Below are 13,188 nucleotides of genomic sequence, written 5' to 3' on the forward strand. Positions count from 1 at the left end.
AACCTAATCTCGCTGGCGTTAAGGGAATCCCCATGTCTATTGGCCGGAAGCTCGGCTCCGCATTGATGCTCGCACTCGTCGTGGTCACCGCCGGGTGCGGGTCGGACTCCGGGGCCCAGGCGCCCGCCGTGAAGGCCGCCACCCGGGTCTTCAAGCTGCCCGACGGCGAGGTCACCATCCCGGCCGACCCGCGGCGGGTGGTCGCGACCGGCTACGCCGTACCGGTGCTGATCGAAGCCGGCGCACCCCTGGCGGGGATCTCTTCGTGGAAGCGGGGGCTGCCGATGATGGACGCCAAGGCCCGCGCCGCCTATGACAAGCTCCCGAAGGTGGCCGGCGAAACGGCGGCCGAGACCAACTACGAGGCGATCGCCAACGCCAAGCCCGACCTCATCGTCATCGGCGTCCCCGCGCCGGTGCTGGCCGACATCGACCTCAAGCGCCTGCGCTCCATCGCGCCCGTCGTGACGATCGGCCCGACGATCCCCTCGGCGTGGCGCGAGCTGTCCCAGCGCCAGGCCGAAGCCGCGGGCGCGCTGGAGGGCTTCGACGCCGTCAAGGCGGCCTACGACGCCAAGGCCGCCGAGCTGAAGCAGAAGTACGAGAAGGTCCTGCCGCAGCTGAAGCTCGCCCACGTCGGCGCCTACGGGCAGGTCGACAAGGGCGCCTTCCACCGCGAGTTCAACGGCTCGTGGGGCACCAACATCGCCAACGACATCGGCGCGGACTACTACGGCCAGGTCAAGGTGAAGGGCGGCGGCAGCAAGGACGTGAGCGAGTACCCCTCGATCGAGGAGCTCCCCACCGCGCTGGGCGAGGCCGACGCCATCACCTACTCCGTCGCCGCCGACGGCAAGCCCCTGCCCGCCGTCCAGTACGTCCTGGACTCCGAGCTGTGGAAGCAGCTCCCGGCGGTGAAGGCGGGCAAGGCCTACGCCATCCGCTACACCGAGGCGGCGACCTACGGGCAGGCGCTGCTCGCCCTCGACGCGCTCGACACGTCGTTGGCACCGCTGGCCGCGAAGTGACGCTCGCCACCCGGGCGACGGGCACGGCCACCACGCGGAGCCTGGTGCTCGTCGCCGGGCTGGCCGTGCTCGTCGTCGTGGCCGTCGTCAGCGTCGGTGTCGGCTCCCACAGCGTCGCCCCCGTCGAGGTGGTGCGCGCGTTCTTCAGCTTCGACGGGTCCGGCGACCACACGATCGTCCGGGACATCCGCCTGCCTCGTGCCGTGGTCGGGATCGGCGTCGGCGCCGCGCTCGGCGTGGCGGGCGTGCTGATCCAGACGCTGTCGTGCAATCCTCTGGCCGAGCCCGGCATCCTCGGCGTGACGGCGGGGGCCGGATTCGCGATGACCGCCGGCGCCGCGCTCGGGCTGGCCACGTCGCCGGGAGCCGAACTCGTGCTCTCCAGCGTCGGCGCCGCCCTCGCCACGCTGCTGGTCTACTCGGTGGGGCGCACGTCGCCGTTGCGCCTGGTGCTCACCGGTGTCGCGCTGAGCGCCGTGCTCGCCGGCATCTCCCTGGGCCTGCGGCTCATGCTGCCCGACGTCTTCGACCGGTACCGGTTCTGGTCGGTCGGCTCGCTGGCCGGCCGCGAGAAGGACCCCGTCTTCCTGCCCTTGCTGCTGATCGGCCTGGCCGTCGTCGTCGCGCTGCTGCTGAGCCGGCCGCTCAACGCGGTCGCGCTCGGCGAGAACGTGGCGCGCGCACTGGGCGCCAACGTCAACCGGGTACGGCTGGCGGCGCTGGGCTGCATCACCGTGCTGGCCGGCGCGGCCACCGCCGTGGCCGGGCCGATCCTGTTCGCCGGGCTGATCGTCCCGCTCGCGATCCGCCCCCTGGCCAGGAGCTCGATCCCCTGGCTCACGGCCTACGCGGCGGTGTTCGGCCCGATCCTGCTGCTCGTCTCCGACATGGGATCGCGGGTGCTCCTGCCGACCGGCGAGGTGCCGGTGGCGATCGTCACCGCCTTCCTCGGCGGGCCGGTGCTCATCTGGGCCGTGCGGCGTTACGGGGCGGGGTCGCTGTGAGCGTCATCGTGATGCGTGCCGGCCGGCGGTCGGTCCTCGTTGAGCGCAGGACGCTGGTGGCCTCAGCGACGCTGGTCGCGGCGCTGCTCGGGCTCGGCCTGCTCGGCCTGTGCTGCGGCGCGTCGTGGGCGACGCCGGGCGAGGTCGTCGCCGCGCTGGGCGGATCGGGCGATTCCGTCGTCGTGGTCCGGGACTGGCGGCTGCCGCGGGTGCTGGCAGGCATGTTCTTCGGCCTCGCGCTCGGAGTGGCCGGCGCGATCTTCCAGAACCTCACCCGCAACCCCATGGGCAGCCCGGACGTGATCGGGCTCGACGCGGGCGCCTACACCGGCGCGCTCGTTGCGATCACCGTGCTCTCCGGCGGACCTCTCCAGCTCGCCGTCGGCTCGGTGATCGGCGGGCTGGTCGTGGCCGCCACGATCTACCTGCTGTCGTCCGGCGGGGGCCTGTCCGGGCTGCGCCTCGTCGTGATCGGGATCGCCGTGAGCGCGATCGTGACCGCGCTGAACTCGTGGATCGTGCTACGCGCCGAACTCGAGGTCGCGATGGCGGCGGTCGGCTGGAGCGCGGGCTCGCTCAACGGCGTCGACTGGGAGGACCTGCCCGTCCCCTTCGCGATCATCGCGGTGCTGCTGGTGGTGATAGCGGGCTCCTCGCACGCCATGCACCAAGCCACGCTGGGCGAGGCGGTGGCCGCCGCCACCGGGGTCGGGCTGCGCCGGTTGCGGCTGCTGATGGTGCTGGTCGGCGTCGGGTGCACGGCGACCGTGACCTCGGTGGCCGGGCCGATCGTGTTCATCGCGCTGGCCGCCCCCCAGATCGGGCGCCGGCTGGCCGGCGCAGCCGGAGTACCCCTGCTAACCGCCGCCCTCACCGGGGCGCTACTGCTGCAGAGCGCCGATCTGCTCGCCCAGATGCTGCTCGCACCCGAATCCCTGCCGGTCGGTGTCGTCACCACCGCGATCGGCGGTTGCTACCTGATCTGGCTGCTGGCCAAGGAGGTGAGGCGTCGGTGACGGAAGTACGCCTGCGCGCTCAGGACCTGGAATTGCGCTACGCCGACCGCGTGGTCTCGACGCGGCTCAACCTGGATGTGCCCGACGGCTCGTTCACCGCGATCGTAGGCGCCAACGCATGCGGGAAGTCGACCTTGCTGCGCGCGCTCGTCCGGCTGCTGAAGCCGGCTGAAGGCCAGGTGCTGCTCGACGGCCGGGACGTCGGCTCGTACGCCGCCAAGGCGCTCGCGCGGTCCCTGGGCTTCCTGCCTCAGGAACCTCTGGCGCCGGAGGACATCAAGGTCCGGCAGCTCGTCGGACGCGGCCGGTTCCCGCATCAGCCGCTCCTGGCGCTCTGGTCGGCGGAGGACGAGAGCGCGGTGGCTGAGGCCATGGTCACCGCGGGCGTCGAGAATCTCGCGGACAGGGCTGTGAACGAGCTGTCGGGAGGGCAGCGGCAGCGGGTGTGGGTGGCCATGGTGCTCGCCCAGCGCACGCCGTACCTGCTGCTCGACGAGCCGACGTCGTTCCTGGACATCGCGCACCAGTACCGGCTGCTGGCCCTGCTCGCCCGGCTGCGCGAGCAGGGCCGTACCGTCGTGGCCGTCCTGCATGACATCAACCAAGCGTGCAGGTTCGCCGATCATCTGATCGCGATGAAGGACGGCCGGATCGTCGCCGAGGGCGCCGCCGCGGAGATCGTGGACGCCGCACTGGTCAAGGAAGTCTTCGACCTGCCTGCCGTTGTGGCGCCCGACCCGGTGACCGGAACGCCGATGATCGTCCCCACCCTTGACATCCACTGACGCTCACAGCATCGACCGGCGGGGACCTGGCCGAGCTCCCACGGCTCCGCCCGCGCCACTCCATCCCCTCTCGCCATTGCTGTTGGGCGTGGTCGATGGCGAGATCACGTACCCGGCCTGCCGGCACATCTCGTCGGCGTCCGGGTGGGCAGGATCGGCTGGACCGCGCTCAGGCTCGCGCCCGGGCGCGGCCACGGCCGGGTTCGGCCAGGCGGAAGATCTCGTCGACGACGATGCCGGGTTCGGTGACGGGGACGTAGTGGCCGGAGCGTTCAGCGATCACATGACGGCCGTCGGCCGACCGTGCGGCGCGCCGCGCGTGGGAGGCATTGGCGGCTGCGCGGAGCGTTGAGGGCATCCCGATTCCGGGGAGGCCTCCGGAGATGACAGTGACCGGAATGCCACCCAGGTCCGGGGGGTTGGCGCGCCAGGTGGCCAGTTCGTCGAGGAAGGTGCGCGCCTGGACGGCGTGGGTGCGGACGACTGTGCCGGTGAAGCCTTCACGCCGCATGTCGCGGCGCGCGTCGCCGGGCAGGTCGCGGACGCTGGAGCGGTACGTGACGCCGAGCAGGCGGGTGCGGGCGAGCAGCAGGTTGGTCCGGATGGCGATGCGCTCCAGGCGGCGGAAGCCGGGGCTGAAGAGCACATCGGCTGCCTCGATGGACGTGACCGCCCAGCACGCGCCGGCATTGAACAGCCGGAACGGATGCTTTAGATCGAATCTGCACAGGAAGGCCCGCCAGAGCCGGTCGACATGGTCAGCGTCGGCACCGGTGCGCGAGAACCACGACCAGACCGGCTTGGCGGATCCAGTCGCGGACCGCGGTCTCGGTCAGATCGAAGTCCTTGGCGACCTGGCCGATCGAACGGTCACCCCGCCGGCACAACTCGACGATCTCGGTCTTGAACTCGCGGGTGAACGGACGGCGAGGGCGCGGTTCCTTCTTCCCATGCTCTCCATCATGGACATCCTTCCGGGGACGAGCCCCTGACCTCGGATGCCCGTCAAACCGGATCAAGCCCAGGACGCGATGGCTTGGCCATGCCTCCATGGACCCTGATCGCCGACCCCGCCTCCATGCCCGAATGGGTCATGAGCCAGTTGCCGAACTGTTCTCACAGGGGTCAAGGCGCCGGGCGGATGTGGGCCGGGCTGCGGCTCTTCAACAGGTCCAAGGCCTTCCGGCGGAACTCAGGGGGATATCTCCTCGACATGCCGACCTCTCCTGTCCCCCATCCGGTCGATGGTCACGGCCGGAGCATGTCCCATCGGCGTATCTCCTTTTTGCGGGCAGGCGGATCGGCGCCTCGCCCGCACCGGCGCTGCGCAGGAGACGTTCGCCGTCAGCCAGACGCCCTGCCTTGATCATGAACGGCAGCTGGGCGACAATCTGCAGATAGATGGCTATATCCATAGGATCAGGAGCAAATGTGAGTAATGCGTCATTCTGGAATGATGTGGAATGTCACCTGATCCGATACGGCGCGACGTTCACTCCAAGGATCATCGAACGGGCCGCGGGGTCGTACGTGTATGACGACGCCGGGACGGCGATCCTCGACTTCACCTCGGGTCAGATGAGCTCGATCCTCGGGCACTCCCACCCCGACGTGGTTGCGACGGTCTCGCGGTCGATCTCATCGCTGGATCACCTGTACAGCGGCATGCTGAGCCGGCCCGTCGTCGACCTGGCCAACCGGCTCGCGTCAACACTTCCCGGCGACTTGAGCAAGACGCTGCTGCTGAGCACCGGCGCGGAGTCCAATGAGGCCGCGATCAAGATGGCCAAGCTCTACACAGGCAAGTATGAGATCGTCTCGTTCGACCGGTCGTGGCACGGTATGACGTCGGGTGCGTCCTCCGCCACCTTCTCGGCCGGCCGAAGAGGCTACGGCCCGTCCATGCCGGGCAACCTCACGCTCCCGTCGCCGAACGCGTATCGCTCTCCTTTCCGTCGTACGGACGGGTCCTACGACTGGGAGGCCGAGCTTGAGTACGGGTTCGCTCTCGTCGACCAGCAGTCGTCCGGGAGTCTGGCCGCATGCATGGTCGAGCCGATCCTGTCCGCCGGTGGGATCATCGAGCCTCCGGTCGGATATCTGCGGCGATTGAAAGCGATGTGCGCCGAACGCGGGATGCTGATGATCGTGGACGAGGCCCAGACCGGACTCGGACGCACCGGCGAGATGTACGCCTTCGAACGCGACGGCATCGTCCCGGATCTCCTGACGCTTTCCAAGACCTTGGGTGCGGGCCTGCCGGTAGCGGCCGTCGTCACGTCGTCGCAGATCGAGGAGGTCTGTCACGAACGCGGGTTCCTGTTCTTCACGACCCACGTCTCGGACCCACTGGCGGCATCCGTCGCGGTGACTGTGCTCGACGTCATCGAACGCGACAGTCTCGCGGCGCGGACCGCGGTTCTGGGTAAGCAACTCAACGAGCGGTTGCTGGACCTGCGTGACCGCTTCGAGGTGGCCGGCGATGTGCGCGGTCGCGGGCTTCTGCAGGGCCTGGAACTGGTGACGGACAAGCTGAGCAAGTCCCCCGCGGACTCGCTCGCAAATGCCGTGACCATGGCATGTCTGGAGCGCGGGCTCCACATCAACATCGTTCAATTGCCAGGAATGGGAGGAATCTTCCGGATCGCACCGCCGCTCACGATCAGCGACTCGGACTTGCACGCCGGCCTGGACATCCTCGAGGCATCTCTGAGAGCGGTCGTCTCCGGGGGTGGAAAGTAACCACGAGCCTCCGGTACCGGGTAAGCGCCGGCTTGCCCCCGTCGCAGGGCCGCGGTTTTCACTCACAGGGTCGCGGTTTTCGCTGTGATCATGAAGACCGTCCCGGTGGCGGATCTCGCCTCGTATACCCCGCCGTTGCCGGGGAACTCGATTGCCGGGGTCGCCCTGCCCCCGATCCTGTCCGCACAGCTGCAGGCCCCCTACCGGCTCGCGCTCCAGGACGCACTCGGCGAACCGGAGAACCGGGTCCTGTTCTTCATCGACGTCGTCGTCGGCACCCTGCTCCACCGGATGGGCATGACCGGCGAGCCGATGGCCGACGTCACCGCACTGGCCGAGATGGTTCTGCCGCACTTCGCCGGTGGTGCCGGTCCGGCTTGGACCTGCCGCCGAACCGGCGATCGGCTCCGACAACGACGACGCGGCCCCGAGCCCTGGCGACTGCCCACATGTCGAGGTCGGGCATCGCGACGCCCAGCCCGACGATCACCAGCGTCGGCCGCGGCCGCTCGCGGACCTTCCGCGGCCGCCGCCGTACCACTGGCTTGAGGGCACCGGCGCGGCGGAAGCGCTGCAGGCCGACCTCCGTGAGCCTGGTCAGGACCTCCGCCACAGCACCCTGTATGGCAATCGTTCCGAGGGGCGTGAGGCCGCGATATCGGTAGCAAAACCATGGGGCAGAACCGGCCCGCGTCTCCACCGACGCCCAAGAACTCGCCCGGCAGATCGATGCGCTCGAAGCCGCCGGATGCGCCAAGATCTTCCTCGACAAGGCCTCCGGCAAGAAAGGCACCCCCGCCCGGCCTGCCGGCCGCGCTCGGACATATGCGTTGCGGCGAGCGGGAGAAGACCGTCCAGCAGATCGCCGACATGTTCAGTGTGTCGAGGTCGACGATGTACGGACACCTCGACAAGACCAAGACCGTGCCCCGCCAGCCCAAGAAGGCCGTGCTCACGGGCCGCGGCGCCGCCGGCATCACACCGTGCCGCGGGGTGGGTCGGAGGCGCCCCGCCTCCGGTCTGGTCACGCTATCGGGGGGTCAACACACAGAACTCATTGCCATCAGGATCGGCCATCACCACCCGGCTGCCCCCGCGCCGGCCGATGTCGATTCGAGTCGCTCCGAGGGAGACGAGACGGTCGACCTCCGCTTGCCGATCACCATGCACAGGTGGCGCGAGGTCGAAGTGCAGCCTGTTCTTCCCCGTCTTCGGCATCAGTGGCGGACCGCCCCATGTGATCTTCGGACCGCCGTGCGGCGATCGGATCGCGGTCTCCTGGTCCTGGTCCCAGACCAACGGCCAGCCCAGCGCCCCGCTCCAGAAGTAGCCGACCTCCTGCGAACCGTCACACGCGAGCGCTCCGATGAATCTGCAGTCAGCGAGGAAGTTGTTGCCCGGCTCGATGACGCAGAACTCGTTGCCTTCGGGGTCGGCGAGCACCACATGCCCCTCCTCCGGGCGTTGCCCGATGTCGATGTGCCGCGCACCGAGTGCAAGCGACCTCTCCACCGTCTGCTGCTGGTCCTCAAGGGACGTGCTCGTCAGATCGAAGTGCATCGGGTTCTGGCCGGTCTTCTTCTCCTGGGTCGGAAGACATCGGATCCGGAACCTGGTGTCATCGCTCGGCAGGAGCACGATGCCGTCGTGGGGGTCGTTGGCCATCTCCCAGCCCAGGACTCCGGCCCAGAAGCGCGCGAGACGGAGCGGGTCGTTCGCATCGAAGCAGAGCGCAACAAGCTGAGAAGTCATCCCGCATCTCCAATCTGCTGACTCACAGGCGCAGACAGAGCACATCCTCCTGGCACATGACGGAAGCAACGCTAGCCCGCCCGAGGACTGCGACGCCAACACATATGGACCAGAAGGCGACGCTTCCGTCAGTCCTTGATGCGTTTCATGGTCAGGTGGGAGTCGTCCCGGGAGACCGCGGGCAGCGGCAGGATCTGCTGGGTGATGACACCCGGCCGAGGTCACAGGCTCCAGGATCAGCCCATGGCCGGTTCTCCCCGTATGTCGGCCGGCCCCGGAGGTGCGAACCCACCCCTGACCAGTAAGCCATCTGCCCATATCCGCCCGTTTTTCGGCCAGTACTCCCGCACGCCGATCTGCCCGTGACAGACCGGCTTGGCCGCGTCGGCCACGGGCGACGTGTGCCGAGACGCGTTCGTGATCAAGGTCCGGCAGGATTTCCCTTTCCGTACCAGGATGAGAGGAAATCACCGTGAAGCGAGTGATCGCGAGCATCGCCGCGGCCACGGTCACCACATTCGTGGCTGCGGCACCTGTCCAAGCCGCCTCCGCGGATCCGGTCACGGCGTTGAAGAGCCAGTTCGTCGCGGGCAAGGGGGTGAAGTTCACCGACGTCACCACTGTGGTCGAGTTCGCCGGGAACACGACCTTCCTCAAGCGCACCGGTTCCTTCCAGTTCGGGAGGGCCGGGATCGTCGCCTCCGACGTCACCACGAAGGTCACCACCGACGACACCTCTTGGGTGCCCAACAGCCTCCTGTGGATGGTGACGGATTCGGACCGGACGATCAGGATCGGCACCGACAGCTACTACTTCGGTGGTCTCTGGGAGCCGCCGAAGGGCAAGACCTGGCTCAAACATCCGCACGGCATGACCGCCGGCTGGAGCGGCTGGTGCAGCCAGTTGGTAAACGTGGCCGAGGCCGCGACGCTGAAGGCCCTGATCACGAAGGGGAAGCGAGCGGGGCGCACCTACACGGGCGCGATCAGTTTCGGCGCGCTGGAGAAGGTCTCCCCGTGGCTGCGGAACGCCAACGTGATCAAAATCTCCAAGGAGCAGAAAGCCGCGGTGCTGCGCTTCACCCTCACTCTGGGCACCAACGGACTCCCTCAGCGATTGGTCACCGTCTATCCGCAGAGGACCCATGGCGGGACGGAACCGGGGAGGGAGGACAGGCGGCTCAGCGTGGAGACCCATTACACCGGATGGGGCAGCCGGGTGAGCGTCAAGGCGCCTCCGGCGAGCGAGGTGGCGAATATTGGAAAGCGCGAGCCGGCCGAGCGGGGCGGCGGCCGGGGTTAAGGCCGGGAACTCGCCGCCGCCGGGCCGGGATCACCGGTGAACAGGCCTGGCCGCTCCCCACCGGGCCTTCCCTCGCCCCGACCTCGCCAGGGTGAGGGAAGGTCAGAGCGATCTCCCCGGCGAGAGACTGCAGGTCAGGCCCCCCGGGAAGCCGGGGCGACGAAGGTGTCGCAGGCGCGGGGAGACTGAGCGGCGAAACCGCGTCCCGGCCAGTAAATGCGGTTCTTCGTCGTCCCGTTGCCCGGAACGTCGCTCTCCATGGAGTGCCGGTTGATGAAGGAGCCGGAACCGCGCCTTTTGCTGTGGCCCAGGGGGTCCCAGACGCTGCACCGGCGAAGCAGATGTTCTGCAGCGCGACCTTGCTGCTCAGCGCAAGCGCCCCGGCCTTGGACGACTCCCCGGCGAGCCGGGCCCCCTGTCTCATCCCCGGACTCGTCCCTGCGGGCCCCTCGACCGGCTGTCCGCATGCCCGTGCCTGGACCCGGACCAAGTGCCACCGGGCGCTGACCCTGCAGCACGGAGAAGACCGTGCTGCAGAACAGGCACGTCGGCTGCCTGCAGTACCTGCTCTGCCATGATTGCCGGCGTGGCCTCGTCGCCAAGATCTCGATCGATCAGGATGCCGGCATCGTGCGGCGGGTGTCGCATAACACCGGCCCGAGCCGGCGGCCAATGCGATAATCGAGCCTCCGTATCCCGCAGCCTGCCTACCGTCCGGTCAGCCGATGGGAGCCTGCATGCCCGACGACACCGCCCCCGAGCAGGGCGCACAGCCCGGCCGGACCAACCACGGCATCCACATCTCCGGTGACAGCGTCAGCGGTCCCATCGCGTCGGGCGCGCACGCACGAGCTGCGATCAGCCCGTCCGCGCCGGCGGGGCAGGGACGGCGCACCTTCATCCAGGCACTGGAGCACATCCTGCTGGATCATGCGCATCTGCTCGACCCCGACACCGAGCGCACCGTACGCCGCCACATCGTGGAGATCATGGCCGAGCTGGAGCGTGAACCTGCCGACCTCGTCCTCATCGCCGCCCTCATGCGGCGGCTGGCCGCGATGCTCACCGAAGCCACCCTGTCCATGGCGCCGGCCACGGCGCTGGCGCGGCTGAGCGACGCGCTGAGCGACATCCCCACCGGCCCTTCCCCCGCATGGCAAATGGAATCGACCTCCTACCTGAAGCAGGTGACGCGCGTGCGTTCACGCCCTGTTTCGACGAGGGAGCGGCGTTACCGCGAGCGGCTCAGCGCCGAAGCGGCGGCCCGCGACCAGGCCATGACCTCTGCGGGCGACACCCCGCTGACCATCTATGTCAGCGGCGACGACGCGGCCGCGGCCGCACTCGAGCGCGCGGTCGCCCAGTGGCTGACCACCCAGGACCGTCAGATCGTCTACCGGGGCGACGCGGTGCACGGCTCCCTGTGGCGCGCCCTGGTCACCGGCGTCAAAAAGCGCGTGGACAGCACCACCATCGACGCTGGGTTCGACCTGGCGGGGCGCGCAAGCGGGCTGTATGGGTTCGACACCCGTCAGGCCGAGGTCGACAAGGCCCAGGCCGAGGCGTTCGCCACGGTGATGCAGGCGCTCCAGGGGGTGGAGTCGGCGGTGATCCACCATGGGACGCTGCTGGTCGTCAAACACGGACCGAACGTCGTGCGCCGCGAACTCAGCCAGCTCGAGGTGGCGCACCTGCGCCGCAACCCGATCCTGACCAGCAGTCCCGCCACGATCCTCGCCGAGCTGCAGCGCCTGAGCGATCAGAGCGAGGAAGAGCCGAGCGCCGCGTTGCCGGCAGTGCAGATCAGATCGGCCCTGGAGGGCTGACGCCACACCCCTGCCCTGCGGCGAGCTCCGGCGCCGCGTTCCTCAAAGGAGCCCGGGTGGTGATCGCCGAGCATCCGACGGAAATATCTCTGATGGGGGTGAACCAGGTCGGCGGCTGGTTACACGTTCGTCGACGGCACCCAAGAAGTTGGCGAGGAGACGATGTCCTCGGTGGCGATCATCCGCAGGCCGAGCTCGTGGGGCCGGGGCTCAGGAGGAATCCCTCAGGCGTCGCAGATGGATGGTGTCATACGTGCTCGCCGTGGACAGGGTGCGATTGTCGGGCGCGACGGCGACCGTGAGGACGGGCTGGTCGTGTTCCGCCGAGTTCTCGTAGATGGTCTTTCCTGTTCGCGGATCCCAGAAGAGTACTGAGCCGGTGTCATCTCCCGTCACGAGAACGCCCCCGGGGGTGAAGGCCACCGCTGTCGTCACAACGGTTCCGGGAAGTTCCTTGGTCATGGTGGCGCCGTTCCACAGCCGTACGTGGTCACCCGCGGTGACGAAAAAGGTGCCGTCGGGCGACCACGCCACCGCGTTCAAGTAGGTGTCCGCTTGGATTTTCTCGCCGATGGGTCGACGGGAACCGGTGTCCCACCGCATGAGAAATCCCTCATCGTCGGCGGACAAGAGAGTGGACCCGTCAGGGCTGAACGCGACCGAGGTGATACGCCCGGGGTTGCCGGTCAACACCACCTCTCCGTGTGTGAAGACGTTCCATAATCGCACCTTCTTGAGGTCGTCGCCGGTCGCTATGGTCTTGCCGTCCTTGCTGAACGCGACCGTACGGGCAGCGTCCTGCGGGAATTCCGCGACCGGACGCTTCTTGCGGGTGAGGGCGTCATACAGCGTGACGCCGTTGGCGTTGCCCACCGCGATCAGGCTGCCTTGCCGGCCGAAGGCCACCTGGTATCCCTCTCCGCCCAGCTTCCACTGGGCCGTCTGCTCGGCCCTGATGACATCCCACAGCCTGACAGTCCGATCCTCGCCCGTGCTGGCGAGGAGGCGGCTGTCGGGGTTGAAGGCCACGCTCCGCACCTCTCCCTTGTGCTTTTCCAGAACCTTGAGCGTGGCGAGATCGAGGCTGACGACGGGGACCGTCGGAGTCGACGTGGCTGCGGTGGTCGGTGAGTGAGTGGCGGTGGAGGCCGGTGAGCGGGGGGACCACTTTTCAGCGAGCGGGATCGCGAGAGCGGCCACAGCGATGATGCCCAGAGGTATGGCCAGGAGTGGTGAGGACCAGATCGACCGCCTCCAGGTTTTCCCGGGGGCGGGTGATTCCACGAGGCCCGGCGTGGAATCACCCGCCGGTACCAGGGCCTTCAGCTGGTCGACGAACTTCGCTGTGGGCATCCGCGCATCCGTCACGGCCTCGCAATTGGCGTCATTGATACGGAAGAAGACATCACCCGCCAGCAGAAGCGGCAGTATTTCCTTGCCTTTGTCCTCCGCGCGAGTGATCTCTCGATGTACCCATCTGGACTCCTCGGCGTCCGGGGTCATCACGACCACGAAGGCGGCACATGCGTCGATCTTCGAGCGGATGACCTTCTCGAAACGGTCGCCGATGGGGATCTCGTCATCGAACCAGGTCCGCACGCCCGCATGGTTCAGGTGCGAGGCGAGTCTTTCCACATATCTGTGGTCTCGGCGGCTGTAGCTGATGAACACGTATCCGGCCACGGCACAACAATAACTATGACGGGTCGGTCGGAAGGCTGGACGGAATGAA

General features: G+C 68.2%; 13 protein-coding genes and 1 pseudogene. 10 read left to right on the forward strand and 4 right to left on the reverse strand.

Features of this window, described 5'->3' with window-relative positions; translation table 11 throughout:
* Positions 1-32: 32 nt before the first annotated feature.
* Genes SROS_RS24670 through SROS_RS24685 form a run of 4 tightly spaced genes read left to right on the forward strand, consistent with a single transcriptional unit; the run spans position 33 to position 3,833 of the window.
* A complete protein-coding gene (locus SROS_RS24670; RefSeq protein WP_012891630.1) occupies positions 33-1,028 on the forward strand; it encodes an ABC transporter substrate-binding protein in 996 nt (331 codons plus the stop codon).
* Complete coding sequence (locus SROS_RS24675) at positions 1,025-2,032, forward strand: FecCD family ABC transporter permease (RefSeq protein WP_012891631.1); 1,008 nt, start codon at positions 1,025-1,027, stop codon at positions 2,030-2,032. The genes SROS_RS24670 and SROS_RS24675 overlap by 4 nt, the downstream gene beginning before the upstream one ends.
* A complete protein-coding gene (locus SROS_RS24680) occupies positions 2,029-3,048 on the forward strand; it encodes a FecCD family ABC transporter permease (RefSeq protein WP_012891632.1) in 1,020 nt (339 codons plus the stop codon). The genes SROS_RS24675 and SROS_RS24680 overlap by 4 nt, the downstream gene beginning before the upstream one ends.
* Positions 3,045-3,833: an ABC transporter ATP-binding protein gene (locus SROS_RS24685; RefSeq protein WP_012891633.1), complete on the forward strand. Its 789-nt coding sequence runs from the start codon at positions 3,045-3,047 to the stop codon at positions 3,831-3,833. Before SROS_RS24680 ends, SROS_RS24685 begins: the two co-directional genes overlap by 4 nt.
* A gap of 169 nt (positions 3,834-4,002) precedes the next feature.
* Here the strand turns inward: SROS_RS24685 and SROS_RS24690 are convergent, their stop codons facing one another.
* Both SROS_RS24690 and SROS_RS54520 read right to left on the reverse strand, forming a co-directional pair.
* The gene (locus SROS_RS24690; RefSeq protein ID WP_052317037.1) at positions 4,003-4,479 is read right to left on the reverse strand and encodes a hypothetical protein; all 477 of its coding nucleotides are present in this window, start codon (positions 4,477-4,479) and stop codon (positions 4,003-4,005) included.
* Between the two features lie 112 nt (positions 4,480-4,591).
* Positions 4,592-4,885, reverse strand: coding sequence for a helix-turn-helix domain-containing protein (locus SROS_RS54520; RefSeq protein ID WP_081453218.1), 294 nt, complete (start codon positions 4,883-4,885; stop codon positions 4,592-4,594).
* A gap of 379 nt (positions 4,886-5,264) precedes the next feature.
* Here SROS_RS54520 and SROS_RS24700 point away from each other — a divergent pair, with 379 nt between their 5' ends.
* The 3 genes and pseudogenes from SROS_RS24700 to SROS_RS53950 all read left to right on the forward strand — a co-directional run.
* Positions 5,265-6,575, forward strand: coding sequence for an aspartate aminotransferase family protein (locus tag SROS_RS24700; protein ID WP_012891634.1), 1,311 nt, complete (start codon positions 5,265-5,267; stop codon positions 6,573-6,575).
* Positions 6,576-6,665: 90 nt separating this feature from the next.
* A complete protein-coding gene (locus SROS_RS52335) occupies positions 6,666-7,124 on the forward strand; it encodes a hypothetical protein (RefSeq protein ID WP_218919692.1) in 459 nt (152 codons plus the stop codon).
* A 149-nt stretch (positions 7,125-7,273) separates the two neighbouring features.
* A pseudogene (locus SROS_RS53950) lies at positions 7,274-7,381 on the forward strand (recombinase family protein); the annotation flags it as partial.
* Between the two features lie 223 nt (positions 7,382-7,604).
* Here the strand turns inward: SROS_RS53950 and SROS_RS24705 are convergent.
* Complete coding sequence (locus SROS_RS24705) at positions 7,605-8,327, reverse strand: VOC family protein (RefSeq protein ID WP_012891636.1); 723 nt, start codon at positions 8,325-8,327, stop codon at positions 7,605-7,607.
* Between the two features lie 472 nt (positions 8,328-8,799).
* Here SROS_RS24705 and SROS_RS24710 point away from each other — a divergent pair, with 472 nt between their 5' ends.
* The 3 genes from SROS_RS24710 to SROS_RS24715 all read left to right on the forward strand — a co-directional run bounded on the left by SROS_RS24710 (position 8,800) and on the right by SROS_RS24715 (position 11,456).
* On the forward strand, positions 8,800-9,630 hold the full coding sequence (locus SROS_RS24710) for a hypothetical protein (RefSeq protein WP_012891637.1): 831 nt from the start codon (positions 8,800-8,802) through the stop codon (positions 9,628-9,630).
* Between the two features lie 528 nt (positions 9,631-10,158).
* Positions 10,159-10,311, forward strand: coding sequence for a hypothetical protein (locus SROS_RS51170; protein WP_012891638.1), 153 nt, complete (start codon positions 10,159-10,161; stop codon positions 10,309-10,311).
* Positions 10,312-10,367: 56 nt separating this feature from the next.
* Positions 10,368-11,456, forward strand: a complete 1,089-nt coding sequence (locus SROS_RS24715; RefSeq protein ID WP_012891639.1) for a hypothetical protein — start codon at positions 10,368-10,370, stop codon at positions 11,454-11,456.
* Positions 11,457-11,666: 210 nt separating this feature from the next.
* On the opposite strand, the gene SROS_RS24720 is transcribed toward SROS_RS24715, so the two are convergent.
* Positions 11,667-13,139, reverse strand: coding sequence for a toll/interleukin-1 receptor domain-containing protein (locus tag SROS_RS24720; RefSeq protein WP_012891640.1), 1,473 nt, complete (start codon positions 13,137-13,139; stop codon positions 11,667-11,669).
* Between the last annotated feature and the right edge of the window lie 49 nt (positions 13,140-13,188).

The organism is Streptosporangium roseum DSM 43021 (genome assembly GCF_000024865.1).
GTDB lineage: Bacteria > Actinomycetota > Actinomycetes > Streptosporangiales > Streptosporangiaceae > Streptosporangium > Streptosporangium roseum.

Excerpts from the sequence above, each read along its gene's own strand:
- SROS_RS24670 (WP_012891630.1), top strand. The coding sequence starts at position 33 with ATGTCTATTGGCCGGAAGCTCGGCTCCGCATTGATGCTCGCACTCGTC.
- SROS_RS54520 (WP_081453218.1), bottom strand. The coding sequence starts at position 4,885 with ATGGAGGCATGGCCAAGCCATCGCGTCCTGGGCTTGATCCGGTTTGAC.
- SROS_RS52335 (WP_218919692.1), top strand. The coding sequence starts at position 6,666 with ATGAAGACCGTCCCGGTGGCGGATCTCGCCTCGTATACCCCGCCGTTG.
- SROS_RS24705 (WP_012891636.1), bottom strand. The coding sequence starts at position 8,327 with ATGACTTCTCAGCTTGTTGCGCTCTGCTTCGATGCGAACGACCCGCTC.
- SROS_RS24715 (WP_012891639.1), top strand. The coding sequence starts at position 10,368 with ATGCCCGACGACACCGCCCCCGAGCAGGGCGCACAGCCCGGCCGGACC.